This is a genomic window from Janthinobacterium sp. 1L-D-8-B-C4, assembly GCF_057291295.1.
Map to the genome: position 1 here is coordinate 96,341 of NZ_JBXAVX010000012.1, position 24,823 is coordinate 121,163.

Here is a 24,823-nt window from a genome sequence, read left to right on the forward strand (position 1 = left end):
TTTGCCTCGTCAGTCGGAGTGGATTCTTCAGGCAATCATCATACGCGTGCAGGCCAGGCGCCAGCCAGTGTGCACGGCGCACTTCGAGAAGAACAGGCAATAAGTCGGCAGCATCCGGATATCGTGCGCAGGGCGCCTGTGTCAAGCTGGGCGCAAGCCAACCATCTCCAGGACACCGACATGCACGATCCTCACACTGCCGACATGCAGCGGCGCGATTTTTTGGTCAGCAGCGGCGCCACCGTCGCCGCCACCTTGGTGCCTTTGAGCGCGAGTGCGAGCGCGAACGCCCAGTTCGGCGCCACGGATGCCGGCCCGGCCCCGCACCAGGTCAGCTTCACCATCAATGGCCAGCAGCAAGCACTCATCCTCGACACACGTACCACCTTGCTCGATGCCTTGCGGGAACACCTGCAATTGACGGGCACCAAGAAGGGCTGCGACCATGGTCAGTGCGGCGCGTGCACGGTGCTGGTCAATGGCCGCCGCATCAATTCCTGCCTGAGCCTGGCGGTAATGCACGAGGGCGACAGCGTCACCACCATCGAGGGGCTGGGTACGCCGCAGTCGCTGCACCCGCTGCAGGCGGCTTTTATCAAGCACGACGGTTACCAGTGCGGTTACTGCACGCCGGGGCAGATCTGTTCGGCGGTGGCGGTGCTGGCCGAAGTCAAGGCGGGCGTGCCCAGCCATGTTACTGCCAATCTTGAAGCGCCGGTGCGGCTGACGGCCGGCGAACTGCGCGAACGCATGAGCGGCAATCTCTGCCGCTGCGGCGCGTATTCCAATATCGTCGACGCCATTACCGAAGTCGCCGGGAGTGGCGCATGAGGGCTTTTACCTATGAACGCGCGCAATCTATCGCCGGCGCAGCGCTGGCAGGGCGCCGGCCGGGTGCGAAATTTATCGCCGGCGGCACCAATTTGCTGGACCTGATGAAGCTCGATATCGAAACGCCAAGCCATTTGATCGACGTGAATGGCCTGGGCCTGGACGGCATCGAGGCCACGCCGGACGGCGGCCTGCATGTCGGCGCGCTGGTGCGCAATGCCGACCTGGCGTCGGATACGCGCGTGCGGCGCGATTATGCCTTGCTGTCGCGCGCGCTGCTGGCCGGCGCCTCGGGCCAATTGCGCAACAAGGCGACCACCGCCGGCAACCTGCTGCAGTGCACGCGCTGCGCGTATTTCTACGATACGAACTTGCCCTGCAACAAACGCCAGCCAGGCAGCGGCTGCGCGGCCATCGGCGGCTTTTCGCGCAGCCATGCGGTGCTGGGCGCCAGCGACGCCTGTATCGCCACCCACCCGAGCGACATGGCGGTGGCCATGCGGGCGCTCGACGCCACGGTGACCACGATGCGCGCCGACAGCGCGGGCCGGCGCATTCCCATCGCCGACTTTTATACGCTGCCGGGCAACACGCCGCAGCGCGAGACGGTGATCGAGCCTGGCGAGCTGATTACCGGCGTCACCTTGCCCAAACCCGTCGGCGGCGTCCATATTTATCAAAAGGTGCGCGACCGCGCCTCGTACGCGTTCGCGCTGGTGTCGGTCGGCGCCATCGTGCAGGCGGACGGCAGCGGGCGCATCGCCCTGGGCGGCGTGGCGGCAAGACCCTGGCGCATCGAGGCGGCGGAAGCGGCCATGCCGCAGGGCGCGCAAGCGGTCGCGGCGCTGCTGATGGCCGGCGCCAGGACCACGCCTGACAACGCTTACAAGATCATTCTGGTCCAGCGCACCATCAAGGCGGTGCTGGACCAGGCACGCAAGGAGACCGCATGAAATTTGACCAGCCAGCTACCACCAATCCGATCGACCAGTTGAAAGTCATCGGCCAGCCGCTGGACCGGGTCGACGGCCCGCTCAAGGTGACCGGGCGCGCCACCTATGCCTATGAACAACATGCGGCCGCGCCGAACGCCGCCTATGGCTATGTTGTCGGGGCCGGCATCGCCAAGGGCCGCATCGCGGCGATCGATATTGAGCAAGCCAAGGGTTCGCCCGGCGTGCTGGCGGTGGTCCATGCTGGCAACGCCGGCAAGCTTGACCGCGGCGCGTTTTATGTGGCGCGCGCGCTGGCCGGGCCGCAGGTCGACCATTATCACCAGGCCGTCGCGGTGGTGGTGGCGCAGACCTTGGAACAGGCGCGCGCGGCGGCGCAGCTGGTGCGCGTGGAGTATGTGCGCGAGCCGGGCGCGTTCGACCTGGCCGCCGCCAGGGCCGGCGCGCCGGTGGCCAGGCCGGCCGCCTTCGGCCCGCCGCCGGAAAGCGAGCTAGGCAACTTTATCGGCGCGTTTGCCGCCGCACCCGTGCGGCTGGATGCCGAGTACGCCACGCCCGACCAGGCGCACGCCATGATGGAGCCGCACGCCACCATCGCCGCCTGGAACGGTGAGCAACTGACGTTATGGACCGCGATCCAGCAGATCAACTGGGGCGTGCGCGATATCGCCAAGACTCTCGGCATCGCGAAGCAAAATGTACGCATCATTTCGCCCTATATCGGCGGCGGCTTCGGCGGCAAGGGCACGATCCTCTGCGACGCCGTGCTGGCCGCACTGGCCGCGCGCGCGGTGGGGCGGCCGGTCAAGGTGACCTTGCCGCGCCCGCTGATGTTCAACAACCTCACGCACCGGCCGGCCACCTTGCAGCGCCTGCGCATCGGCGCCGGCAGGGATGGCAGGATCACTGCCATCGGGCATGAAAGCTGGTCCGGCAACCTGGCCGGCGGCAGGCCGGAAGCGGCCACCATCCAGACCGGCGTGCTGTATGCCGGCGCCAACCGCATGACGCGCCTGCGCCTGGCCCAACTCGACTTGCCGGAAGGCAGCGCCATGCGTGCGCCCGGCGAAGCGCCGGGCATGATGGCGCTCGAAATCGCGATGGACGAGATGGCGGAAAAACTGGGGCTGGATCCGGTCGAATTTCGCATTATCAATGACACCCAGGTCGACCCGGCCAACCCACGGCGGCCATTTTCGCGCCGGCAACTGGTGCAATGCCTGCAAACCGGCGCAGCGCACTTTGGCTGGCAGCAGCGCAATCGAACACCGGCCAGCAGGCGGGTAGGGCGCTGGCTGCTGGGGATTGGCGTGGCGGCGGCCATTCGTGGCGCGCCGATCACCAAATCAGCGGCCAGGGTGCGGCTGGACGGCAAGGGCATCGTCACCGTCGAGACCGACATGACCGATATCGGCACCGGCAGCTACAGCATCATCGCCCAGACTGCGGCCGAAATGATGGGCGTCGGCATGGACCAGGTGGTCGTCAGGCTGGGCGACTCGGCCTTTCCCGAGTCGTCGGGATCGGGCGGCCAGTGGGGCGCTGCCTCGTCGACGGCGGGCGTGTACGCGGCCTGCGTCAAGCTGCGCGCGCTGGTGGCGGCCGAACTCGGCCTGGACGCGCAGCGCGCGCAGTTCGCCGATGGGCGGGTGACGCAGGATGATCGGTCTTTTGCCCTGGCCCAGGCGGCAAAAGACGGCGAACTGGCTGGCGAGGACGCGATGGAATATGGCGACCTCGCCAAGCGCTATGTACAGCAGACCTTTGGCGCGCATTTTGTCGAAGTCGCGGTCGACGCCGCCACCGGCGAAATCCGCTTGCGGCGCATGCTGGCCGTGTGCGCGGCGGGGCGCATCCTGAATCCGAAAACCGCGCGCAGCCAGGTGATTGGCGGCATGACGATGGGCGCCGGCGCGGCGCTGATGGAGGAACTGGTGGTCGACAAGCGCCATGGTTTTTTCGTCAACCACGACCTGGCCGGTTATGAGGTGCCGGTGCACGCCGACATGCCGCACCAGGAGGTGATTTTCCTCGACGAGGTGGACGAGACCATCTCGCCGCTGAAGGCCAAAGGCGTAGGCGAACTGGGCATCAGCGGCGTGGCGGCGGCGATCGCCAATGCGGTCTACAACGCCACCGGCGTGCGCGTGCGCAACTACCCCATCACGCTCGACAAATTGCTCGATCATTTGCCCGCTTGATCGTCATGATCGTCACCATGGTGACAAAAAATGGCACCAAGGCCAGCTAGAGTGGCGCTTTACCCCACTACAGAAAGCAGGACCCGCATGAAACGGATTGAATACCAGCAATATGGCGGCCCGGACGTCATGCGCCTTGAACAGTTCACGCCAGAGGCGCCGGGCAAGGGCGAGGTGGCGGTGCGCGTCAGGTTTGCCGCCATCAACCCGATCGACTGGAAACTGCGCCAGGGCGAGATGCGCATCGTCACCGGCAAACGCTTTCCGCGCGCCATGGGCATGGATTTGTCCGGTACGGTGATGTCGGTCGGCGCTGGCGTGACGCGCTTCCAGGTCGGCGACGAGGTATTCGGCCAGGCCCGCTTCAAGCAATGCGGCGCACTGGGCCAAGCGGCGATTGCCAGCGAAAGCGCGCTGGTCCTGAAACCGGCCAACGTCGGTTTCGACCAGGCCGCCTGCCTCGGTTCGCCCGGCATCACCGCCTGGAACGCCCTGATCGACAAGGCCGGCCTGGTCGCCGGCCAGCATGTCTTCATCAATGGCTGCATGGGCGCGGTCGGCGAAGCCGCCGTGCAAATTGCGCGCAAGCACGGCATACGGGTGTCGGGCACGTGCAGCGCCGCCGATATGGCGCGCGCCCATGTGTTCGGCGTGGAAAACGTGCTCGACTACCGCCAAGCCGATCTGTCGCAATTGCGCCGACGTTACGACGCAGTCTTCGACACAGCCGCCAGCATGGACAGCGGCGCCGGTTTCAGCTTGCTCAAGCCAGGCGGCGTTTTGCTCGACCTGCATCCCACGCCCGGCAAATTCATCAAGGCCCTGTTCAGCCGCCGGCTCAAGATGGTGGTGTGCACGCCGAGACCTGAACTGCTCGACGAGCTGGCCCGCGCCGCCGGCGACGGCAGCCTGCACCTGACGATCGCCAGGGAAGTGCCGTTGAGCGAGGCGATTGCCCTGATCGCGGCCATCGAAGGCGGCCAGCGCCTGCGCGGCAAAGCTGTCGTGCGGATGGGCTGAGATGACGCGCAGCCACCGCCTGTTCGACCTGATGCAAATGCTGCGCCGCCATCGCGGCACGGTGGCGGGCAGCGTGCTGGCGCGCGACACCGGCGTGTCGCTGCGCACCTTGCGCCGCGATATCGCCACCTTGCAGGGCATGGGCGCCGACATCATCGGCGAGGCGGGCGTGGGCTATCTGCTCAAGCCGGGCTTCAGCCTGCCGCCGCTGGCGTTGACCGAAGACGAAATCCACGCGCTGGTGGCCGGCGCCCAGTGGGTCAGCCGCCATGCCGACACCGGCATGGCGCGCGCCGTGCAGGATGCGCTGGCCAAGATCGACGCGGTGCTGGCGCCCGAGATGCGCCGCACATTCGATGACAACGGCCTGTTCATCAGCCGCCATCAGGGCGCCCAGGATCTTGCCGGCGCCGATCTGGGCCGTTTGCGCCTCGCGGTGCGGGAACAACGCAAGCTGCGCCTGGCGTATCGGGAAGAGGGGGCTGCGGTAGCGCCTGCCGCCACGGTCGACGACACCATCTGGCCCGTGATGCTGGGTTTCGTGGCTTCGCGCTGGTCAGTGGCGGCAAGGTGCGAGTCGGATGGCGTGTTTCGCATTTTTCACCTCGATCACATCGACAGCCTGGACTTCCTCGACCAGCGCTACCCAAGTCACCGGCGCCAATTGATCCGGCAGTGGCGCGCGCTGCCGGACCATCCCTGCCGGCAGCGCGATTGCGCTTGATTACAACCTGGAAATTGACCAATTGAAGAGAACACCGACATGAACCTGACATCCAACACCATCCTTGTTACCGGCGGTGGCGCCGGCATCGGCCTGTCAATGGCGCGCCAGCCGGCAGAACGCGGCAACCGCGTCATTATCTGCGGGCGCAGCGAAGCGGCGCTGCTGCAGGGGCAAGCACAGGTGCCGGACTTGCTGATACGGGTCTGCGACATCACCGACCAGGCCAGCCGCCAGGCCATGGTGAACTGGCTGAGCAGCGAGCATCCGCAGCTCAACATACTGGTTAACAACGCCGGCATCCAGCATCGCCGCCTGTTCAGCGACGCCGATGCGCTGGCCGGTCTTGAGCAGGAAGTGGCAACCAATTTCACCGCACCCGTGCGACTTATCGGCGAGCTGCTGCCGCTGCTGAAACAGCAATCATCGGCCACCATCATCAACGTCACTTCCGCGCTGGCCTACGCGCCGATCGCCGACCTTCCTGTCTATTGCGCCACCAAGGCAGCCATGCATTCGTTTACGCTTACACTGCGCCATCAACTGAAGGCAACTGCGGTGCGGGTGGTGGAACTGGCGCCACCGATCGTCGACACAGGGCTGGGCGGCAACGATCGCAGCGCCGGCACGGCGGGCCAGCGCATGATGACGCCGCAAGATTTTGCGACCGAAGCGCTGCTGCAGCTGGCAAGCGGCCAGGATGAGGTCCTGGTAGGGCTGGCGGCGGGCGCACGCAAGATGGGCGAGGGCTTGTTTGAGCGGATGAATGGTTGAAATTTGTCGGTATTGATTCTGCGCGCTGGCTCCATGGATGCAAGAGCCAGCGTTGGCTGTGGCTTAAAAAGTTACCCTTTGTAGGACATGAGCGAAAGCCTTCCTTCCCCAAGTACGTAATTTTACATAATATAAATTATGCGAAGTTATGATGCAATTTGCGAAAATTGTCTTTTTACCATTTCTTCAATCGCAAATGCGATTTTGCGTAAGCATGCTGGTCCGTCTTTTTGACCGGTGCACTTCCTCTCTAACACAACCACACAGGATCAAAAATGATCGACAGCTGCGATAGAGTTCGTACTCCAGGCAACGTGCGGGAGGCAGATCCTCGCACTCAACACCAAACCCTGAACAACGGATCGGCTATATCGTCCAATTCACCCTCTCTGCTGATGTTCCTGACGAAGTGCGGACTCATTTCGAGACTGGCAGGAACCTGTTCGTTTATGCATCGCATGTGTATCGCTTCAACATGGTGGCGGAACAGCATATTCTGGCGAGCTTGGAAATGGCGGCGCGCTTGCGTTTGGCAAGCTTTACAGGAGATGAACCGCCGCGGGGCTTGGCGAAGTTATTGCGTGCCGCTAGCGCCAATGGATTGATCGCTAACGAGCGCTTGAGCGACAGAGGTGAACGTGCGCTGGAAATGGCACGGGATCGCCATCGTCGTGCCGAGATACGTAGAATGAACGAGGAAGGTTTGAATCACCGCGTTGTTGACTACACAAATGTGCAGCCAACCGAGGCGGAGCTTCAATTCGACTGGATCGGGCGTATTATCACCGCACTCCCGCAGTTGAGAAATATGCATGCCCATGGCACAGATAATCTTCGTCCGAACGTCGGCCGGAGCTTTGATATCGTTTGTGAACTCATCAACGAGTTGTTCAACCAGCCTGACTTGCTGAAGGCGTAGCCATCCCGTCGTTCGCCGACATACTCGACAATACCAACTGTTTCAACTGTTTACGGGTGCTTCCTCCAGCGTGCCGCTGCGGAACCGGCGCTGCGTCTCCATGACTGCGGGCGCGCTTGCCCAGATTAGCGTCGATACGGGCCACAGCCGCTTTGACCGCTGCATTATGCACGTGCGCCGCCGTGGTTCAGGGCGCCGGCCAGCGTCTGGAGTTCATCGAATTTCTGACGGGAAATGGCACGCCAGCCAGGCATCTGCGGTCCTGACGTCCGTTCTGAGCGGTATTGCGGCAGGGCAGCAACAACTGCTGCTGCCCTGCCCCTCCCTGGTGCCACTGCGCGGTCAATAGTCCTTTTCTATTGAAAGCATTGAAAGATTTCGCTTTCTTTTGTAAATGCGAATCGTTACTATCTAAATCAAGGATCAGCTTGTACAGAAAGGAGCCTCCCTTGTTTACTGCCATTAAAACATTCAGCCAGATTGTCACCCATATGTCGATCGCGTTCGGCCTGGCTTATATGCTGACCGGTTCGCTGGCGCTCGGGGGGCTGGCAGCCATTATCGAGCCGGTGATTAATGTCGCCGTGCTGCCCTGGCATGAAAAAGCCTGGCATGCGATCCGCCACCGCCAGTCCAGCAGCCGCTTGGCGCTGTTTGCCCTGGTGGGTGAAAAAGTCAGCCAGACCAGCTTGCATATCGGCGTCGCGTTTGGCGTCATGTACTGGGCCACGGGCTCGGCTGCCTTTGGCGGCTTGCTTGCGGTGATCGAGCCAATATGCAATGTGATCGTGCTGCCTTTCCATGACCGCCTGTGGGAACGCCTGCGCGGCCGCTTGCAAGCGCAGCAGTTCAGCCGCTTTGCCGCTTGACCATATTGTGCCGACGTATCAGGTGGGCCCTTCCAGGCGCACCGGATCCAGCGGCGCATAGGACGGTCCGTGCAGGACGGCACCGCTGATGCTGAAGCGCGAACCGTGGCATGGGCAGTCCCAGGAGCGCTCGGCCGAGTTGAAATGTACCAAGCAGCCCAGGTGCGGACACTTGGCCGTGACCGCGTGCAAGGCGCCCTGGTCATCGCGGTAGACGGCGACCTTTTGCAGTCCCTGGTTGATGATGGCGCCCTCGCCTGGCGCCAGCTGCTGCCCGGACTGCACTTCGCCGCCCTTGGCCCAGTCGCCATATTGCGCCGCGGTATTGATCTGTTCTTCGACGAAATCTGCCATGCCGCGCGTGACCTTGCGGGCCGGGTCGTACAAGCTGGCCCAGGGGTTGGCGTGGCCCAGTATCAGGTCCGTTACCAGCATGGCGCCGATGGTGCAGTGGGTCATGCCGTTGCCGGAGTCGCCCGTGATGACATAGACATTTTTCTCGTCCATGGGATTGCGACCAAGAAATGCCGGCCCGTCCGACGGCTCCATCACTTCGCCCGACCACCGGTACAGTACGTCGGCAGCCATGGGAAAGCGCTCGCGCACCCAGCGTTCGATGCCGGCGTAGCGGTGTTCGGGATGCGCATCCTGGCCCACCTTGTGGTCGGCGCCGCCGACGATCAGCACTTCATGGCCAGGCGGCGCGCCCGAGGTTTCCAGCCGTATGTAATAGTAGGGATCGCCTGTATCCCACAGCAGGATGCGCGGCACGCTGCCCTTGGGCACGGCAAACGCCACCACGTAAGTGAGATAGGCCGACTGTTTCGTATGCAGCACGAAGCGGTTGTTGAACGGCGTATTGGTGGCAACGACCACCGACCTGGCGCGTATCTCGCCGCGCTCGGTCGTCACGCGCTGCTCGTTGATGTTGCCCTCAAGCTTGAGCGCCCTGGTCTGGCCGTAGATTGCGCCGCCGTGGGCAAGGATGGCGCGCGCCAGTCCATGCAGATACATCAGCGGATGAAATTGCGCCTGCCCCTGGTAACGTACGCAGGGGCCGGTGTCGAACGACAAGCCCGGCACGCGCTCGTGCCGCTCTGCCAGTACGCCTGCACGCAGGGCCGCCGCCAATTCCTTGTCAATATCGTGCTTGCCATTGCCGGGCAAGGCGTACAGATAGCCATCGAGCCGTTCAAATTTACAATCGATGGACTCGCTGGAAATAATGGACTCGACCATGTCGATGGCGCGCGCAAAACTGTCGGCCACCAGGCGCGCCTGTGCCGGGCCGAACGACTGTTCAATGCCGCCATACCATTCGTCAGGAGGAAAGAAATGCGCGGTAGTGCGGCCCGTTTCGCCCGTGCCGATGCCTGCGGCGTCGATCACGATGACTTTCAGGCCGTGCCTGGCCAGCAGGCAGGCGCTGGTCAGGCCGGCAATGCCGGCGCCGATCACGCAGACGTCGGCTGTGGCATCGCCAGGCAAAGGCGCAGGGATGACTGGCGCCGCCGTGGCTTGCCAGACCGAGGTGGAAAGATGGCTGTTTGCTGGTGTCATGACGGACCGTCCCGATGCTGCTTAAAGATGGAGATTCCTGGCGTGCTCGGTCTGCAAGGCCCTGTTCCAGGCCGTCAGCCAGCGCGCCGCCAGCACCCGCTCCTGGATCGATTTGGCCGCATCCATGCGCTGGCCGGCGCGGTACAGACGCTCCACCATGTAAAGGAATTTTTTGCTTGTCACTTTATCGCTCCAGTCCCGGCCAGTGCCGCGCCATGTGATGAAGGATAAGATGCCGGCCAGCGAACTAAGTTACATGGAAATGCCGACAATGAGGGGCGTTTTGACCTGTATCAAAGGTCATGCATGCCTTGCGGACTACTTGTTTCCTGCCCACACCGGTGGACGCCGCTGCGCCCACGGCGCGGCCCGTTCCAGCTGGCCCGCCAGTCGCAGCAAGCAGCCTTCCCGGCCCAGGCCAGCCATGAACTGCATACCGATCGGCAAGCCATTGCCGGACATGGCCAGCGGCACCGACATCGCAGGCAGGCCGGCCACATTGGCCAGCGGCGTGTACGGCGAGTGCTGGAACAAGCGCGCCGTCCAGGCAAACCCGTCCATCGCTTCCTGGTTTTGCCCATAGCGCCCCAGCGGCCACGGCAGCGACGGCAAGGTGGGCGACAGCAACACATCATAGTGGGCAAAGTAGGCGCCCGCCTGGCGCGTGACGGTATTGCGCACGGACAGCGCAGCAACAAACTCGACTGCCGAGACCGCCTGGCCATAGCGATAGCAAGCCAGGGTGGCCGGTTCCAGCGTTGCCAGCGAGATGGCGCGCCCCTGCTCTTGCGCCATGCCATCGATCCAGCCCACCAGGTTGGCGCACCAGATGCGTGCATTGGCCAGCACAAATGCCTCCCACGATACGCCCAGCGGCGGCGCGGCGTCTTCCAGATGGTGACCCAAGCTTTCCAGCAGGCGCACGCCGTCGTCCAGCGCCGTGCCCACTTCGGCGTCGGGGCGCTGCCCATCGCAGGCGGTGCGCATCACGCCGATTCGCAGCCTGCCTGGCTGTGCGCTGACCTGCGACAGCCAAGTGTGGCCTGGCGCGGCCGTGACATACGGCTCGCCCGGCATCACGCCCTGTACCGCGTCCAGCAAGGCGGCGCTGTCGCGCACGCTGCGGCTGACGCCCAGCTGCACGCCCAGGCCGCTGAAGATTTCATCCATCGCCGGTCCGTTCGAGACCCGGCCACGGCTCGGCTTCAGGCCGAACAGGCCGGTTGACGCGGCCGGCACGCGGATCGAGCCGGCTGCGTCCGTTGCATGGGCCAGCGGCACGATGCCGGCGGCCACGGCCGCTGCCGCGCCGCCGCTGGAGCCACCCGGGCTCAGTGCCAGGTCCCAGGGATTGCGCGTGGCGCCGTACAGTACGGCTTCGGTGGTGGTGGCAAACGCCATTTCAGGGGTGGTGCTGCGGCCGATGGTGGCCAGGCCGGCGCGGCGGAACTGCGTCATCAGGAATGAGTCGGCTGGCGCCACATGGCCGGCCGCCAGGCGGCTGCCCATTTCCATTTTCTTGCCGGCCATGGCCACGGCAATATCCTTGATCAGGAAAGGCACGCCGGCAAACGGCGCAGCAGGATCGGTTGGCCCGCAGTCCATTGTCCAGTGTTCGGCGACCGCATTGAGACGGGGATTGACGGCCTCGATGGCCTGCAGCGCGCAGGCCTGCAATTGCGCTGCGCTGACCTGGCCCTGGCGCACCAGTGCTGCCAGACCCAGGCCATCATATTGAGTATATTCATGGAGTTGCATCAGATTGCTCCTGTAGTGGATGAATGTGCTGTGGCACTACACACACTGTAGGGCTGATGGTAGTATTGCGGAAATGAATAAGGTAAATTCCAGGTATAGTCATGCACAATTTAAGCAAGCTCGATTTGAATCTGCTGCTGACGCTCGATGCCCTACTGGTCGAGCGCAATGTGACGCGCGCGGCCGAGCGGTTGCACCTGAGCCAGCCGTCCGTCAGCGTGCAGCTGGGCAAGCTGCGCGCCGCCTTTGACGATCCGCTGCTGTTGCCTGGCCCGCGCGGCATGTTGCCGACGGCGCGCGCACTGGCGCTGATGGCGCCATTGCAAGCGGCGCTGGCCCAGCTGGAGCAGGTGCTGCAGCCGGAAAGCGCCTTCGAGCCATTGACGGCCGAGGTGGAATGGAAGCTGGCGGCGGCCGACGCCACCGAATACGCGATCCTGCTGCCGCTGCTGCCTGGCTTGCGCGCCCTGGCGCCGCGCTCGCGCATGGCCGTGCTGGAAGCGGTGCCGGCGCGCATGGCGGGCCAACTGGAAAGCGGCCAGGTCGACCTCGGCTTCCTGGCGCAGGAAGAAGCGCCGCCGCTGTTGCGCCACCGCGTGTTGTTTACCGAACACTATGTCCTCGCTTGCCGGCGCGACCATCCGCTGTTGCAGAGCGCGCCCGATCTCGAGCGCTTTTGCACGCTGGAATTCGTGGTGGTGTCGCCCAATGGCGGCGGCTACCGCACGGCTGTCGATACGGCGCTGGCACTACAGGGCCGCCAGCGCAAGGTGGTGCTGTCGGTGCCGCACTTCCTGTTCGTGCCTCCGTTGCTGGCGCAATCCGACATGGTGGCGCTGCTGCCGTCGCGGCTGCTGAAAAATGCCCTGGCGCAGCTGCGCACCTGGGAAGCACCGCTGGTGCTGCCCGATTACGAGATGGCGATGGTATGGCATGAGCGCATGCACCTGGACCCCGGCCACCGCTGGCTGCGCGCGCAGGTCATGGCGGCGCTGTAGCGCATTACGTCACTCTGTACGCCAGCATACAGAAGGCATCGCCGGTTGCGGCAATCATGGGCCATCATTTACCCACACAAGGAAAAGCCATGTCCGCCATTCCCCGCCCGCCCCTGCCTTACGAGCCGCGTTTTGAATATGAAGAGGAAGGCGAGCAGGACACCACGGCGCAGCTGTTGCAGACCTTGCACGGCATTTCCGCAACGACCTATAAAGACACCGGCCACGCCACGCGCAGCGTGCATGCAAAAAGCCATGGCTTGCTGCGCGGCCAGTTGCAGGTACTCGATGGCCTGGCGCCCGAGCTGGCGCAAGGTCTGTTTGCCCAACCGGGCAGCTATCCGGTGGTGATGCGCATCTCCACCATTCCCGGCGACATGCTGGACGACAATGTCTCGGTGCCGCGCGGCATGGCCATCAAGGTGCTTGGGGTACCGGGTACGCAGCTGTCGATCCTGGACGGCGAAGCCAGCACGGCCAGCACGCCGGCTGCGACCCAGGATTTCGTGCTGGTCAATGGCCCGGTGTTCCAGGCGCCGACCGCGAAAAAATTCCTTGGCAGCCTGAAATTGCTGGCCAGCACCACCGACAAGGCGCCAGGCCTGAAAAAAGCCCTGTCCACCGTATTGCAAGGTGCGGAAAAGGCGCTGGAAGCGGTTGGCGGCGCAAGCACCTTGTTGAAAGGCATGGGCGGCCACCCGGAAACCAATGTGCTGGGCGAAACCTATTTCAGCCAGGTCCCCATTTTATATGGCCTCTACATGGCCAAGGTGCAACTGGTGCCGGTCTCTCCGGAACTGGCTGCGCTGAAAGATGCGCCAGTCGACCTGGACGGCAAGCCGAACGGGCTGCGCGCGGCGGTAGCGGCGTTTTTTGCCAGCCATGCGGCGACCTGGGAAGTGCGGGTGCAGCTGTGCCGCGATATCGAGGCGATGCCGCTGGAAGATGCGTCGGTCGAATGGAAGCAGGAAGACAGCCCGTTCCTGCCGGTGGCGCGCATCACGGCGCCGCCACAGGCGGGTTGGACGGAAGCGTTGTCGCGCGCCATCGATGACGGCATGTCGTTTACGCCGTGGCACGGTATTCTGAAACACCGTCCGCTGGGCTCCATCATGCGGGTGCGCAAGGCGGCCTATGCGATGTCGTCGCGCTTCCGCTTCGAGCGCACGGGGATCGAAGTGCGCGAACCACGCGGCGTCGAAGACTTGCCGATAGTGTAATGGAACGCACCCAAGCGGCCGCCTTGCTTACACTGGCGGTTTTTACTTCCCGCCAGGACACCCATGAGCTACTACACCCGCTATCGCCACATCGCCATCGACGAAGCCGGGCCGGCCCCCACGCCAGCCCAGATCGCCGCCATCGAAACCGAACTGCAGGCTTCGCTGCCGGCCAGCTTCCTGGAGTTTTTGCAGGTGGCCAACGGCGGCGAGATCGATTATTACTGCGACGTACCCGATGGCCGTGGCGGCGTCGAGCAGATGTCGTTTCCGGGCCTGTTCAATGCCGGCGAAGGCGACTTCTGCGATGAAACCCTGATCGGCGAATTGCGCGCCGCGCGCAAGCACATGGAGATGCCGGAAAAAATCCTGCCGTTTGCCCGCGATGGCGGCGATTCCATGCTGTTCCTGGACCTCAGCGATGAGGGACAGGGCCGGGTGCTGGCACATATTCGCGAACTGCCGGCGTGGGCCGGGCCGCGTGCACCGGCCGGCCTGATGGTCCTGGCGCCGTCGTTCGACGCCTATATCGCCAGCCTGTATCTGGACAAGAACGAAGTGATCAGGGACCTTGAGCAATACGCGAGTCTGCCCTCGCACCTGGCGGCCACTGCGGAATATCTCGATATCGGCCTGCCCGACTGGCGCGACGATCCGGAGATCGGTCCGCTGTTCCGGCGCCTGGAGATTGAATTGTGCGGTAACGTACAGGACTAGTCCTACGGCGATGGCCGCGTGCGTCCTATGTATATGCTCGTATGGCTGGCTTATGCTTTTAATCAGCTTGTATAAACCATATCGAAAGGAAACCCCATGCGTCTGACCACCACCAGTTCCCGTACGCCTTCCATGAAAAGCATTGCGATTGGCGCTACCATCGCGCTGTTAAGCGGTATGGCGATCAACAGCATCGCCGCCAATGCGCCGGGCGCCTACGATAAAACCTTTATCACCAAGGCGGCCGACTCGGGCAGTACCGAGATTGCGGCCAGCAAAGTGGCGCAGAGCAAAAGTACCAATGCGGAAGTGAAGAAATTTGCCGATTCCATGGTGACCGACCATACCAAGGTAGCCGATGAACTCAAGCAATTGGCAGCGAGCAAACAGATCACGGTCAGCGACGAGCCCAGCGCACGTCACAAGGCCGATATCGCCAAGCTGAGCGGCCTGGAAGGCAAGCAGTTCGACCAGGAATACTCTGCCAAGATCGGCGTTGCTGCGCATAAAGATGCCGTGAAGCTGTTTACAGACGCGAGCCAGAAGGCCACCGACCCGGAAATCAAGGCCTTTGCCGCCAAGACCTTGCCAGCGTTGCAACACCATCTGGAGATGGCCAACGCCCTGCATTCCAGCCTGGGTAAGTGAAAAAGCAAGTAAATGGATAACTGGCACTGATCGCCAAAATGCGCGGCCAGTGCCAGCATGGCTTACAATGCGGCCATCTCGTTTTTATTGCCTTTCATGTCTCCACTCCTCAAGAAAAGCCTGTTGATCGTGGCCGGCCTGCTGATGGCCATGCTGATTGCCGTCTGGCTGTCCGTCAAGATCAATGCCGCCGAGCACGCCAAACTGTACGCCCAAGCCTGGAGTCCCAGCGGCAAGTGCGTGATCAATACCTATGCGCCCGCTTATGGCAGCGGCACGGTGTCCAATATCGTGCGTTCGCTGAGCACGCAGTCGTTCTTCCGTGTCTATGACAAGCAGGGAGACATGCTCGAAAGCACCGAATGGGTGCTGGACCTGCATGAAGATGGCTTGCAGGACCATGCCCGCTGGGGCCAGGAGCGCGCGATCTACCCGACCGATATGGGTTATGAAGGCTGGACCCTGCCGCAATGCGCCTGAGATGGCATTGAGTTCGGCTCGCGCTTAGTGTTCGGTATGGCAGGCGCAATCGTTGCCGCTGGCTGCTACCGACAGGTTTTGCAGTATTGCGCAGTCCTGCGACGGCGTTGGCTGGTCGCACTGATGGCGCAGGCTGACCAGTTGCTGCTGCAACGTTTGCAAGGTGGCCATCTGCTCGGCGATACGCTCGATATGGTGGTCCAGCAATTGATTGACGCTCTGGCAACCCTCGGCCGGGTTATTCTTAAATTCAAGCAAGGCGCGTATGTCGGCCAGGCCGATCTGCAGTGAACGGCAATGGCGGATGAACTGCAGCCGTTCCTGGTGTTCGGCCTTGTACTCGCGGTAGCCGGCGCTGCTGCGGCCCGGTTCCTGCAGCAGGCCCGCCTTTTCATAGTAGCGCACCGTTTCAACGTCGCAATGGGTGCGCCTGGCCAGTTCTCCGATACGCATGGCGGTCCTTTCTTGTAGCGTGTAGATTTCGCTTGACCCTGTAGCGGCTACAGGGTTTCTAATGCAAGCATACACGAATCCCTGAAGGATGATGCGATGCCGCACGATCACCACCACGCCCACACGCCCTCGGACGATGACCGCGCCGCCGACGCGCACGCCCACGAAAAGCCGCACGCACACGCGCATGGCAGCTGCTGTTCGCACAGCCACCCAGATGCGCCTGCCGTCCTGCCTGACTTGCCGGTCTTGCCCAGTGCGACGCCGGCCGGCGCGCAAACGGCCAAGTACCGCATCGCCAATATGGATTGCCCGGTGGAAGAGCGCCTGATCCGCAACAAGCTGTCCGGCATGGCTGGCGTGGTGGGCCTTGATTTCAACCTGATGAACCGGGTGCTGGACGTGCATCACACCTTGCCTGGCCTTTCGACGGTCGAGGCGGCGCTGCACGCCATCGGCATGCAGGCCGTGCCGGTCGAGGCAGGCGCGACCAAGCCGCGCGACGCCGATGAAGGAAAGCTCCCGCTCATGCAGAAAAGCCTGCTGGTCGTGTCCGGCGTGGCGGCGGTGGCAGCCGAAGCACTGGCGTGGACGTCGCACCAGGACAACTCGCCGCTGGTGATCGCGCTGGCCCTGCTGTCGATCGCCAGCGGCGGCTGGCCGACCTTGAAAAAAGGCTGGATCGCCCTGAAAAGTTTCACGCTGAATATCAATTTCCTGATGAGCCTGGCGGTGCTGGGCGCGCTGGCCATCGGCCAGTGGCCGGAAGCGGCGATGGTGATTTTCCTGTTCGCGATTGCCGAACTGATCGAAGGCATGTCGCTGAACCGCGCGCGCAATGCCGTGCACAGCCTGATGCAGCTGGCGCCGGATGTGGCCACCGTGCAATCGGGCAATGACTGGCACAGCGTGCCGGTGGCGCAAGTGGCAGTAGGCAGCTTGGTGCGCGTCAAGCCGGGCGAACGCATCGCGTTGGACGGTATCGTTCAAAACGGCCAGTCCGCCGTCAACCAGGCGCCGATCACGGGCGAAAGCATGCCAGTGGACAAGGCTGCCGGCGATGTGGTCTACGCGTGCACTATCAACGAACTGGGTTTGCTCGATATTACCGTCACGGCCAACAGCGGCAATAGCACGCTGGCCAAAATCGTCAAGGTAATCGAGGAAACCCAGGGCAAGCAGGCGCCAACCCAGCGCTTTGTCGACCAGTTCGCCCGTTATTACACGCCGGCAGTGGTAGTGTGCGCCATCCTGGTGGCCGTGCTGCCACCCTTGCTGCTGGGCCAGCCGCTGATGGACTGGGTGTATAAAGCGCTGGTGATGCTGGTGATCGCCTGCCCTTGCGCCCTGGTCATTTCCACGCCTGTCACGGTGGTCAGCGGCCTGACGGCGGCGGCGCGGCGCGGCATCCTGGTGAAAGGCGGGCAATTCCTGGAAACCGGCCATCGCATCAAGGCCATCGCCGTCGACAAGACGGGTACCTTGACCATGGGCAAGCCGGCCGTGACGGAAGTGGTGGCCTTCGATGGCCACAGCCGCGACAATATCCTGTTGCTGGCCACCAGCCTGGAGGCCGGCTCGGCCCATCCGCTGGCTGCCGCCATCGTCAAGGCGGGCCCGCCGGCTGGCCAGCGGCAAGCGGTAACGCAATTTACCGCGCTGCACGGCCGTGGCGTGCAAGGCACCCTGGCCGGCAAGACATATTACCTGGGCAATGCGCGCCTGATGCAGGAACTGAACCTGCTGACGCCGGCACTGCAAGCGGCACTGGCGCTGCTGGAACAGAAGGCGTACACGGCGATGGTGCTGGCCAGCGATACCGAAGCGCTGGGCGTGATCGCCGTCGCCGATGTGCTGCGCCCACAAGCCGCAGCCGCGATTGCCCGCCTGACTGCCATGGGCGTGACCACCGTCATGCTGACCGGCGACAATGCCCAGACGGCGCAGCGCATTGCCGATGAAGTGGGCGTGGCGCTGGTCAAGGCGGAACTGCTGCCGGAAAACAAGCTCGATGAAATTGTGGCGCTGCAGCGCCAGTTCGGTATGGTGGCCATGCTGGGCGATGGCGTCAACGATGCGCCGGCGCTGGCACAGGCCGATATCGGCTTTGCCATGGGCGCGGCCGGCAGCGATACGGCCATCGAAACAGCCGATGTGGCGCTGATGGACGATGAGCTGGGCAAGCTGCCGGAATTTATCAGCCTCAGCCGCCGTACCCGCCGCATCCTGGTGCAGAACATCAGCTTTGCCATCGGCATCAAGATCATTTTCTTCGGCCTGGCGCTGGGCGGCTTGGCCACCTTGTGGATGGCCGTGTTTGCCGATGTGGGCGCCAGCCTGCTGGTGGTGGCCAATGGCTTGCGGCTGCTGCGTACTGGCAAGGCTTGAGCATGCTCCAACATCGAAAAATCATTCTGCAAACGCCGGGCATGGTGCTGTTCGATCCCGCCACCCTGGCCGCCTTTGTCGCAGAACAGCAGATCGACGCCACCGATCTGATGCAGTACTTCAACGATTATCCGGAAGTGGGCGACACCGCCATCAAGCAGGGCTGCTTGCTGCCCATTTATACCATTCCCATGTGGGATTACGAACTGGTATTCAATGATGAAGGCCCGGCCTCCACCGCAGCGCACTTGATTGATGCCGTGCTGGATGTGGTGTTGCCACTGAAAGTCAGCAGCGGCACCGTGATCATGACGGATCTGTTCGGCATCATGGACTTCGACCTCGATTACTATCTGAACTTCCCGCCACCAGAAGAACGCTTGGGCCTGGATGCCGAATTCCGGTTGGAACCGGGCAACCATGCAGTGCGGGTGCTCAAATTTATTGACCGGCAAGATAGCGATCTGGAAAACCGTGTTTGCGGCTATGAGTTCTTGCTGCAACCAGTGGCCCGCTTGCCCGCCATGGCCAGTATCGATATAGATGATATTCCGTATGCGATTGATGCACTCATGCATATCTGACGTCTGAGTGGTCGAATGAAAGAACCTGAAATGTCGTGGATCGCCATTAATATGGTAATTGGCCTTGGGATTTTTGATGACATCAATATCCGCGTTCTTGCAAAATAACACGAGACGACGCCAGCGTTCATTATCTCTTCCCTCCATCCTCGACAAACCCAACTCCATGCAAAGCCAACGGAACCACCCATTACGATTATTCGTATATCCAGTTCATGGGCATGCATGGCGATGGCATGTTTTCCAAGGTGAACTTGCCGGCGATGGGCACGCAGTTCAAGCTGCCGGTCTATTTCGTGATGGGCACGCAAGACCTGCTGACCTCCCCCGTGATCGCGCGCCAGTACTTTGACAGCATCAGCGCGCCGCACAAGGACTTCGTGCTTATCAAGCGCGCCGGACACGACCCGAACCAGGCCGTGCTCGACGCGCAACTGACCTTGCTGCGCGAAAAAATCGTACCGCTGATCAAATAGCCAGCGCCGCTTTACGCTGGCGCAGGTTCAACTGGCGTATCACGACCGCCGCCGCCAGCAAGATGGCGGCAGCCGTTGCCAGCACGGCAACGAATGCCTGGTCGAAAGCGTCGCGCGCCAGTTGCGCCACCTGCAGGCCCAGCGCGCCCGGCAGTTGCTCTGCCGCCTGCAGCGCCGCGTCCAGGGTGTCGTGGGCGCTCGGCAACAGACCGGCGCTGCCTGGCAGCACCAGGCTGGCGCTGTAGACCGCCGTCATGATGGTGCCGAGGATCGTCACGCCCAGCACGCCGCCCAGTTCAAACGATACTTCCTCGATCGAGGCGGCCATGCCGGCTTGCTGCGGCGACACGTTGAGCATCACGGCGCTGGACGCGGCCGTCATCACGGCGCCCAAGCCCAGTCCCAACAGCACCAGGCTGGCCACCTGCAACGGTACCGAAGCGTCATGCAGCAACAGGTAGCTGGCCATGCCTATGCTCGATAACAATAACGATCCCCACAGCACTTGCGCCTTGTCGGCGCGCGGCAGCAGGTAGCCCGTCAATGGCCCTGCAAACACGGAGGCCAGCGGCAACGGCAGCAGCAACAGGCCGGCGTCCAGCGGCGACAGCGCGCGCACCAGCTGCAAATGCTGGCTGAGCGCCAATTCCATGCCGATCAGGGCGGCCGAGGCAACCATGGCGGCAGCCACCGCGCTGGAAAACGGCAAGGCGCGAAACAGCGTGAAATCGATCAGCGGCTGGGTTTGCCGACTCTGGCGGCGCACAAAGGCGGTCATGAAAACGGCGGCGATGAGCAGCGCCGCCAGCGCAACGGCATACGACGGCGCGTTCTTGCCCAGTTCCTTGATGGCATATACGCCACCCAGCAAACCCAGCATGATTTGCAGCGAGCCGGTCAAATCCCACGGTTTGTCGGTATTGCCTGCGCGTTTGGGCAGGATGGCGGCGGCCATGACCAGGGTCAGCAGCACCACCGGCACATTGATCAGGAAAACCGAGCCCCACCAGTAGTGTTCCAGCAAAAAACCGCCCAGCACCGGGCCGAAAGCGGCGCCGCCCGAGGCGATGGCGGCCCAGACGCCGATCGCAAACGAGCGCTCGCGCGTGTCGGCAAATGTCAGGCGTATCAGTGACAAGGTGGCCGGCATCATCATGGCGGCGCCCAGTGCCAGCACGATGCGCGCGCAAATCAGCCAGGCCGGCGTGGGCGAAAAAGCGGCGCACAGCGAGGCGACGCCGAACACCGCCAGGCCAGCGAGGAAGACGGGTTTATGGCCCAGGCGGTCGCCCAGGGTACCCAGGCCGGGCAGCAAGGCGCATACGACCAGGGAATACACATTGATGATCCACAGCTTTTGCGAGGATGAGGCTTGCAACTCGCGCGTCAGCGCGGGCAAGGCGGTATAGAGCACGGTCATGTCGACCACGATCAGGAACAGGGCGCTGGAAACGATGGCCAACGTCAGCCATTTTTTTATTTGGTGCATGTTTGTACTCAGGAATAGCTATTCGAATGGATAAAAAGTTTGATGAAAGCACGTCGTCGTCGGTCTTCAGCCACGATGCGCGCCCTCGCCGTCCAGTTCACGCAGCATCACCACCGACACTTGCTGAAAGCCGCGGCCCTTGAAAAATTGCTGGGCGTTCAGGTTGTACGCGCCGCATTCGAGGAACAGGCGGGCGATGCCATGGCTGTGCAGCTCTTGCGCCACCCACTCGACCAGCTGCGAGCCGATGCCATGGCCGCGCGCATCGGGATGCAGCACCAGGTCGTCGAGCGCCGCAAACGATTTGGCGGCGCGCTGGCGCGTATCGATGGACACCAGCGCCATGCCGACGATGGCGCCGTTCAAGTTGGCAGCGGCCAGCAGGCTCGAGTCACCATGCGCCCAGTCGTGCGACAGCGCGGCGCGGATCTCGCCGCGTATGACGTCCGGCAAGTCGGCGCGCCAGTTGCCGGGCGACTCGGCGCGCGGGCCTTGCAGTTCGGAATGGGAAATATAATCGGGGCTGACATTGTCCAGGTACAGCTGGCACAGCGTGTCCTCAAGGCTTGCGTCGTGGCACCAGCTGAAGATGGGCGTATCTTGCATATAAGTACTCCTTTATTTGATGGCATCGAGTTTATGTCGCCGTGGAATGGCATTCAAGTTAAAATCCATCTGTAAATGAGATGGATGAAACGTATGCAATGGACTCTGGAACAAATGCGCTACCTGGAAGCGGCAGTGGCAGCCGGCTCGTTTTCGGGCGCGGCGCGCAAGCTGGGCCGCGCGCAATCGGTGGTCAGCACGGCCATTGGCCTGCTGGAAGCCGAGCTGGGCGTGGAGCTGTTCGACCGCTCGCGCCGCAATGCCGTGCTGACGGAAGCGGGCAAGGTGATGCACCTGGAAGCGTGCGAATTGCTGCGCCAGGCCGAACGGCTGCAGCTGCGCGCGCAATTGCTGAGCGTGGCGCCGGAAGCGCGGCTGACCCTGGCCCTCGACGAAGCACTGCCCTACCTGGCGGTCGGCACCCTGGTCAAGGAACTGGCGGCGCGCTATCCGGCGCTGGAACTGGTGATGCTGAACGCCACCGCATCCGAAGTGGCGCATTACGTGGAACAGCAGCAAGCCGACGTGGCCTTTCACTTCGACCGCGCGCCCGTCTCGGCTATCCTGGAGCAGCAGCATATCGGCAGCGTGGCGCAAGGCGTATTCGTGGCCAAAGGCCACGCGATGGCGCATGGCCAGGAAGTGAGCCGAAACGAGCTCACGCGCCACCGCCAGCTGATCATGGATTCCGAACTGAACCGCGAACAGGCGTATAGCCCCACCGTCTGGTATTCCGACAGTTTCTACAGCATCGCGGAAATGGTGGCCGACGAACTGGGTTGGGCGATCTTGCCGCTCAATATCGCCCACTACGACAACTACAAGGGTTTTCTGCAAGAAGTACCCTGCCCCACCCTGGCCCTGTCGCGCCTGCCAGTACGACGGCTGGCCTTGCACGGCAAGAAACTGAGCGCCACTTGCCAATGGCTGACGACAAGGCTGGCCGAGCTGCTGCGCGACGGTCCGCGTGGCTGAATGACCGATAACCGACAGGAGCAATTCCATGCATTATTTTTATCGCGCCGCGCGGCGTGCTGCTGTTTTACTCGCCTTGGCGTCTTCTTTCGCTTCTGCAGATCCCGGCCCTGAACTGGAAAACGGCCTGGCCAGTGCGCTGCACCTGAAAAAAAGCAGCAACGAACGCGTGGGCACTTCCGGCCAGGCGATCCAGGCATATATGCAAGGCGGCCTGATCGACATCAAGCCGAACCTGCGGGCCGACTACACCGATTACTACCTGATCAACAAACCGGCCCGCTTCATGGGCCATGAGCTGGTGATGATCGAAGAGGAATATATGTCGCGGTGGATAGGCTGTTGCGTCAGCCCCGGCGCCGGCCTCAGCGTGAAAGTCAGTGGCAGCCTCAAGCCTTTGGCGCAATTTGCCCGTGTCCATCGCTGCAGCCTGAACGATAACGCCGACCTGCAGGGCGAGCTGGCCAGCCTGGGCATCCGCCACAAGCTGGCGCCGGGGCGCTATGCGACCTTGAGTTGCCGGGAGCGCGATGCTGAAAGGACGCCGGATTGAGCGATGGAACTGGCGGCTGAAGTAGCATGATGCAACTAACTAAGTACGTAACCAAGGCCACATGTCTGGAAATATATGGATCCAGGCCAATAAAACTTTACGATATGAGGCCAGAACCGGCCCCAAGCGATATCTTTTCGGAGGCGCCATGCTTAGCAATCAGAAGGCAAGCCAAGTACTAGAACAGTTCTCTGACTGCTGTCGTGTTCGACGAAACGGTCGGCCCAGGACGCGGAACACCGACCCCTGTCAGGATAGTCAGGTGCAATCTTGTGGCAAGCATAAATCGCAGTCAACGTTGGGGATGAAATGAAACGATGGATAGACAGGATGCTTCGGCCGGCCGAGCATGAAGATGTTGTACGCGTGCCTTTCTCGCATAACGTGCGCGGAGATTTTTACGTGGAGGATGGGTGCTGCACATCGTGTGGCATGCCATCAACAGTAGCGCCCGAATTATTTTCTTACGCGCCTGATGGAAATTGCTATGTGAGCAAACAGCCGTCGAGCGCGATTGAGGTTCGGCAGATGATCGAAGCCTTTGAAGTGCAGGATATTGGCTGCATTCGCTACAAAGGGAAAAATCGGGTCATTCAGATTAAGCTCGTTGCTTCAGGTGAAGGTAATCAATGCGATAGCCTTGATCAGGATCTGAAGATGCTGATTGAAGAGGTGAAGCGAGATCGATGGGGTTTGAAAAAATAATAGTCGAACTTCACCAGTTCGTTTCAGCGCATTTTATATATATATCGATCACCATCTGGGTTGAACTATCCAAGTGCAAGCCGAATGTAGTGATTGCTACAAATTGTTGCACACGAAGTGAGCGGCGGTTATGATGGCGCAGTCCTGGGAGAAGAGTATGAAAGCAGTGCGCCAACGTCGGCCGGCGTTTGATCGAGAACGGGGTGTCGATATAGCGGAAGCGCTTTTCCATGCCCGTGGTTACGATGCGGTGAGTGTCTCGGATTTGACCGAGGCATTGGGGATCGTGCCGCCCAGCCTGTATGCCGCATATGGCAGCAAGTTCGAATTATTTGAACGCACATTGCGCAACTACGTTGGGAATTATTCGCTGCCCATGGAAGAATTGCTCTCCCGCCAGGGGCCGCCGGCCGAGGTGCTTAACAACCTTTTCATCGCCGCTGCCATCCATTACACGGCCACGCCACCACGTCTCGGTTGCATGGTCACCGAGGCGATGCGTGCTGACGATGATAAGGCAGCCGCCATCGCTTCGGCTCTTGCCGAGCCTGGAATCGCTCTCCTGCGCACTTATGTGGCCGCGCACGCGCCGGCGCATGATGTCGAGCGAATTGTTGATTATCTGCTGCTGACCTTGCGAGGAATTTCTTCCTATGCATGCCTCGGCTATTCGCAAGAGAAACTCGTCGATTGTTCCAAAATTGCGGGTGGTGCGCTGATTGCCGAGTTCGCGAACTCCCGTACGACCTGACACTCCCGCCTGGCGGCGGCCTGCCCGTCCGCCCGCCATTCCTGATATCGATACCCGGCGTACGCCCTCCCCAGCCGGCGACAGCGCCCTTGTTCGTCGCTTGATATAGCGATCACTATAAAAATTTGCCGGCACGCCAAATTTATGTAATGATCGCTATATAGGCATCGC

Annotated in this window: 26 protein-coding genes; 20 read left to right on the top strand and 6 right to left on the bottom strand. The window is 62.2% G+C overall.

Annotation, left to right across the window (positions count from 1 at the left end; genetic code table 11):
• Positions 1-180: 180 nt before the first annotated feature.
• The 8 genes from paoA (at position 181) to AC0Z42_RS20075 (ending at position 8,291) form a co-directional block, all read left to right on the top strand.
• Positions 181-831: an aldehyde dehydrogenase iron-sulfur subunit PaoA gene (gene paoA / locus AC0Z42_RS20040; RefSeq protein ID WP_485469937.1), complete on the top strand. Its 651-nt coding sequence runs from the start codon at positions 181-183 to the stop codon at positions 829-831.
• Entirely contained in the window at positions 828-1,784 is a 957-nt protein-coding gene (locus AC0Z42_RS20045) for an FAD binding domain-containing protein (protein ID WP_485469938.1), read from the top strand. The genes paoA and AC0Z42_RS20045 overlap by 4 nt, the downstream gene beginning before the upstream one ends.
• Entirely contained in the window at positions 1,781-3,985 is a 2,205-nt protein-coding gene (paoC, locus tag AC0Z42_RS20050; RefSeq protein WP_485469939.1) for an aldehyde oxidoreductase molybdenum-binding subunit PaoC, read from the top strand. Before AC0Z42_RS20045 ends, paoC begins: the two co-directional genes overlap by 4 nt.
• A gap of 87 nt (positions 3,986-4,072) precedes the next feature.
• On the top strand, positions 4,073-5,005 hold the full coding sequence (locus AC0Z42_RS20055; protein WP_485469940.1) for an NAD(P)-dependent alcohol dehydrogenase: 933 nt from the start codon (positions 4,073-4,075) through the stop codon (positions 5,003-5,005).
• Position 5,006: 1 nt separating this feature from the next.
• Positions 5,007-5,729 (top strand): helix-turn-helix transcriptional regulator, encoded by a 723-nt coding sequence (locus AC0Z42_RS20060; RefSeq protein WP_485469941.1) that lies wholly within the window; start codon positions 5,007-5,009, stop codon positions 5,727-5,729.
• Positions 5,730-5,768: 39 nt separating this feature from the next.
• Complete coding sequence (locus tag AC0Z42_RS20065; RefSeq protein WP_485469942.1) at positions 5,769-6,503, top strand: SDR family oxidoreductase; 735 nt, start codon at positions 5,769-5,771, stop codon at positions 6,501-6,503.
• 460 nt (positions 6,504-6,963) lie between these two features.
• On the top strand, positions 6,964-7,422 hold the full coding sequence (locus tag AC0Z42_RS20070; RefSeq protein ID WP_485469943.1) for a hypothetical protein: 459 nt from the start codon (positions 6,964-6,966) through the stop codon (positions 7,420-7,422).
• A gap of 449 nt (positions 7,423-7,871) precedes the next feature.
• Entirely contained in the window at positions 7,872-8,291 is a 420-nt protein-coding gene (locus AC0Z42_RS20075; protein ID WP_485469944.1) for a DUF2061 domain-containing protein, read from the top strand.
• Positions 8,292-8,309: 18 nt separating this feature from the next.
• Here the strand turns inward: AC0Z42_RS20075 and AC0Z42_RS20080 are convergent, their stop codons facing one another.
• The 3 genes from AC0Z42_RS20080 to AC0Z42_RS20090 form a co-directional block, all read right to left on the bottom strand.
• Entirely contained in the window at positions 8,310-9,851 is a 1,542-nt protein-coding gene (locus AC0Z42_RS20080; RefSeq protein ID WP_485469945.1) for an FAD-dependent oxidoreductase, read from the bottom strand.
• Between the two features lie 21 nt (positions 9,852-9,872).
• The gene (locus AC0Z42_RS20085; protein ID WP_485469946.1) at positions 9,873-10,034 is read right to left on the bottom strand and encodes a hypothetical protein; all 162 of its coding nucleotides are present in this window, start codon (positions 10,032-10,034) and stop codon (positions 9,873-9,875) included.
• A 135-nt stretch (positions 10,035-10,169) separates the two neighbouring features.
• Positions 10,170-11,609 (bottom strand): amidase, encoded by a 1,440-nt coding sequence (locus tag AC0Z42_RS20090; protein ID WP_485469947.1) that lies wholly within the window; start codon positions 11,607-11,609, stop codon positions 10,170-10,172.
• Between the two features lie 101 nt (positions 11,610-11,710).
• Between AC0Z42_RS20090 and AC0Z42_RS20095 the strand changes: the two genes are divergently transcribed.
• From AC0Z42_RS20095 to AC0Z42_RS20115, 5 genes are all read left to right on the top strand, one after another.
• Complete coding sequence (locus AC0Z42_RS20095) at positions 11,711-12,607, top strand: LysR family transcriptional regulator (RefSeq protein ID WP_485469948.1); 897 nt, start codon at positions 11,711-11,713, stop codon at positions 12,605-12,607.
• Positions 12,608-12,696: 89 nt separating this feature from the next.
• The gene (locus tag AC0Z42_RS20100) at positions 12,697-13,827 is read left to right on the top strand and encodes a catalase family protein (protein WP_485469949.1); all 1,131 of its coding nucleotides are present in this window, start codon (positions 12,697-12,699) and stop codon (positions 13,825-13,827) included.
• Positions 13,828-13,890: 63 nt separating this feature from the next.
• Positions 13,891-14,544 (top strand): SMI1/KNR4 family protein, encoded by a 654-nt coding sequence (locus AC0Z42_RS20105; RefSeq protein WP_485469950.1) that lies wholly within the window; start codon positions 13,891-13,893, stop codon positions 14,542-14,544.
• Between the two features lie 96 nt (positions 14,545-14,640).
• Positions 14,641-15,192, top strand: coding sequence for a DUF4142 domain-containing protein (locus AC0Z42_RS20110; RefSeq protein ID WP_485469951.1), 552 nt, complete (start codon positions 14,641-14,643; stop codon positions 15,190-15,192).
• A gap of 96 nt (positions 15,193-15,288) precedes the next feature.
• Entirely contained in the window at positions 15,289-15,672 is a 384-nt protein-coding gene (locus tag AC0Z42_RS20115) for a hypothetical protein (protein WP_485469952.1), read from the top strand.
• Between the two features lie 24 nt (positions 15,673-15,696).
• On the opposite strand, the gene cadR is transcribed toward AC0Z42_RS20115, so the two are convergent.
• On the bottom strand, positions 15,697-16,125 hold the full coding sequence (cadR, locus tag AC0Z42_RS20120; protein ID WP_485469953.1) for a Cd(II)/Pb(II)-responsive transcriptional regulator: 429 nt from the start codon (positions 16,123-16,125) through the stop codon (positions 15,697-15,699).
• 96 nt (positions 16,126-16,221) lie between these two features.
• Here cadR and AC0Z42_RS20125 point away from each other — a divergent pair, with 96 nt between their 5' ends.
• The 3 genes from AC0Z42_RS20125 to AC0Z42_RS20135 all read left to right on the top strand — a co-directional run bounded on the left by AC0Z42_RS20125 (position 16,222) and on the right by AC0Z42_RS20135 (position 19,573).
• Positions 16,222-18,513 (top strand): heavy metal translocating P-type ATPase, encoded by a 2,292-nt coding sequence (locus tag AC0Z42_RS20125; RefSeq protein ID WP_485469954.1) that lies wholly within the window; start codon positions 16,222-16,224, stop codon positions 18,511-18,513.
• 41 nt (positions 18,514-18,554) lie between these two features.
• Positions 18,555-19,097, top strand: coding sequence for a hypothetical protein (locus AC0Z42_RS20130; protein ID WP_485469955.1), 543 nt, complete (start codon positions 18,555-18,557; stop codon positions 19,095-19,097).
• A 236-nt stretch (positions 19,098-19,333) separates the two neighbouring features.
• On the top strand, positions 19,334-19,573 hold the full coding sequence (locus AC0Z42_RS20135; protein WP_485469956.1) for an alpha/beta fold hydrolase: 240 nt from the start codon (positions 19,334-19,336) through the stop codon (positions 19,571-19,573).
• Here the strand turns inward: AC0Z42_RS20135 and AC0Z42_RS20140 are convergent.
• Both AC0Z42_RS20140 and AC0Z42_RS20145 read right to left on the bottom strand, forming a co-directional pair.
• The gene (locus tag AC0Z42_RS20140; protein ID WP_485469957.1) at positions 19,566-21,062 is read right to left on the bottom strand and encodes an MFS transporter; all 1,497 of its coding nucleotides are present in this window, start codon (positions 21,060-21,062) and stop codon (positions 19,566-19,568) included. The two genes, AC0Z42_RS20135 and AC0Z42_RS20140, sit on opposite strands and share 8 nt — an antisense overlap.
• Positions 21,063-21,128: 66 nt before the next feature.
• Positions 21,129-21,668, bottom strand: a complete 540-nt coding sequence (locus tag AC0Z42_RS20145) for a GNAT family N-acetyltransferase (RefSeq protein ID WP_485469958.1) — start codon at positions 21,666-21,668, stop codon at positions 21,129-21,131.
• A gap of 93 nt (positions 21,669-21,761) precedes the next feature.
• On the opposite strand from AC0Z42_RS20145, the gene AC0Z42_RS20150 reads away from it, so the two are divergent.
• The 4 genes from AC0Z42_RS20150 to AC0Z42_RS20165 all read left to right on the top strand — a co-directional run bounded on the left by AC0Z42_RS20150 (position 21,762) and on the right by AC0Z42_RS20165 (position 24,652).
• Positions 21,762-22,643 carry a LysR family transcriptional regulator gene (locus AC0Z42_RS20150; RefSeq protein WP_485470053.1) on the top strand — a complete coding sequence of 294 codons (882 nt, stop codon included), beginning with the start codon at positions 21,762-21,764 and terminating at the stop codon, positions 22,641-22,643.
• 28 nt (positions 22,644-22,671) lie between these two features.
• A complete protein-coding gene (locus AC0Z42_RS20155; RefSeq protein ID WP_485469959.1) occupies positions 22,672-23,196 on the top strand; it encodes a hypothetical protein in 525 nt (174 codons plus the stop codon).
• Between the two features lie 309 nt (positions 23,197-23,505).
• On the top strand, positions 23,506-23,901 hold the full coding sequence (locus tag AC0Z42_RS20160; protein ID WP_485469960.1) for a ferredoxin: 396 nt from the start codon (positions 23,506-23,508) through the stop codon (positions 23,899-23,901).
• Between the two features lie 157 nt (positions 23,902-24,058).
• Complete coding sequence (locus tag AC0Z42_RS20165; RefSeq protein ID WP_485469961.1) at positions 24,059-24,652, top strand: TetR/AcrR family transcriptional regulator; 594 nt, start codon at positions 24,059-24,061, stop codon at positions 24,650-24,652.
• The last annotated feature ends 171 nt before the right edge of the window (positions 24,653-24,823 follow it).

Bases quoted from the DNA above. Each gene is read 5' to 3' on its own strand.
- paoA (WP_485469937.1), top strand. From the start codon at position 181: ATGCACGATCCTCACACTGCCGACATGCAGCGGCGCGATTTTTTGGTC.
- AC0Z42_RS20045 (WP_485469938.1), top strand. From the start codon at position 828: ATGAGGGCTTTTACCTATGAACGCGCGCAATCTATCGCCGGCGCAGCG.
- paoC (WP_485469939.1), top strand. From the start codon at position 1,781: ATGAAATTTGACCAGCCAGCTACCACCAATCCGATCGACCAGTTGAAA.
- AC0Z42_RS20055 (WP_485469940.1), top strand. From the start codon at position 4,073: ATGAAACGGATTGAATACCAGCAATATGGCGGCCCGGACGTCATGCGC.
- AC0Z42_RS20060 (WP_485469941.1), top strand. From the start codon at position 5,007: ATGACGCGCAGCCACCGCCTGTTCGACCTGATGCAAATGCTGCGCCGC.
- AC0Z42_RS20065 (WP_485469942.1), top strand. From the start codon at position 5,769: ATGAACCTGACATCCAACACCATCCTTGTTACCGGCGGTGGCGCCGGC.
- AC0Z42_RS20080 (WP_485469945.1), bottom strand. From the start codon at position 9,851: ATGACACCAGCAAACAGCCATCTTTCCACCTCGGTCTGGCAAGCCACG.
- AC0Z42_RS20090 (WP_485469947.1), bottom strand. From the start codon at position 11,609: ATGCAACTCCATGAATATACTCAATATGATGGCCTGGGTCTGGCAGCA.
- AC0Z42_RS20095 (WP_485469948.1), top strand. From the start codon at position 11,711: ATGCACAATTTAAGCAAGCTCGATTTGAATCTGCTGCTGACGCTCGAT.
- AC0Z42_RS20100 (WP_485469949.1), top strand. From the start codon at position 12,697: ATGTCCGCCATTCCCCGCCCGCCCCTGCCTTACGAGCCGCGTTTTGAA.
- AC0Z42_RS20105 (WP_485469950.1), top strand. From the start codon at position 13,891: ATGAGCTACTACACCCGCTATCGCCACATCGCCATCGACGAAGCCGGG.
- AC0Z42_RS20110 (WP_485469951.1), top strand. From the start codon at position 14,641: ATGCGTCTGACCACCACCAGTTCCCGTACGCCTTCCATGAAAAGCATT.
- AC0Z42_RS20115 (WP_485469952.1), top strand. From the start codon at position 15,289: ATGTCTCCACTCCTCAAGAAAAGCCTGTTGATCGTGGCCGGCCTGCTG.
- cadR (WP_485469953.1), bottom strand. From the start codon at position 16,125: ATGCGTATCGGAGAACTGGCCAGGCGCACCCATTGCGACGTTGAAACG.
- AC0Z42_RS20125 (WP_485469954.1), top strand. From the start codon at position 16,222: ATGCCGCACGATCACCACCACGCCCACACGCCCTCGGACGATGACCGC.
- AC0Z42_RS20130 (WP_485469955.1), top strand. From the start codon at position 18,555: ATGGTGCTGTTCGATCCCGCCACCCTGGCCGCCTTTGTCGCAGAACAG.
- AC0Z42_RS20135 (WP_485469956.1), top strand. From the start codon at position 19,334: ATGTTTTCCAAGGTGAACTTGCCGGCGATGGGCACGCAGTTCAAGCTG.
- AC0Z42_RS20140 (WP_485469957.1), bottom strand. From the start codon at position 21,062: ATGCACCAAATAAAAAAATGGCTGACGTTGGCCATCGTTTCCAGCGCC.
- AC0Z42_RS20145 (WP_485469958.1), bottom strand. From the start codon at position 21,668: ATGCAAGATACGCCCATCTTCAGCTGGTGCCACGACGCAAGCCTTGAG.
- AC0Z42_RS20150 (WP_485470053.1), top strand. From the start codon at position 21,762: ATGCAATGGACTCTGGAACAAATGCGCTACCTGGAAGCGGCAGTGGCA.
- AC0Z42_RS20155 (WP_485469959.1), top strand. From the start codon at position 22,672: ATGCATTATTTTTATCGCGCCGCGCGGCGTGCTGCTGTTTTACTCGCC.
- AC0Z42_RS20160 (WP_485469960.1), top strand. From the start codon at position 23,506: ATGAAACGATGGATAGACAGGATGCTTCGGCCGGCCGAGCATGAAGAT.
- AC0Z42_RS20165 (WP_485469961.1), top strand. From the start codon at position 24,059: ATGAAAGCAGTGCGCCAACGTCGGCCGGCGTTTGATCGAGAACGGGGT.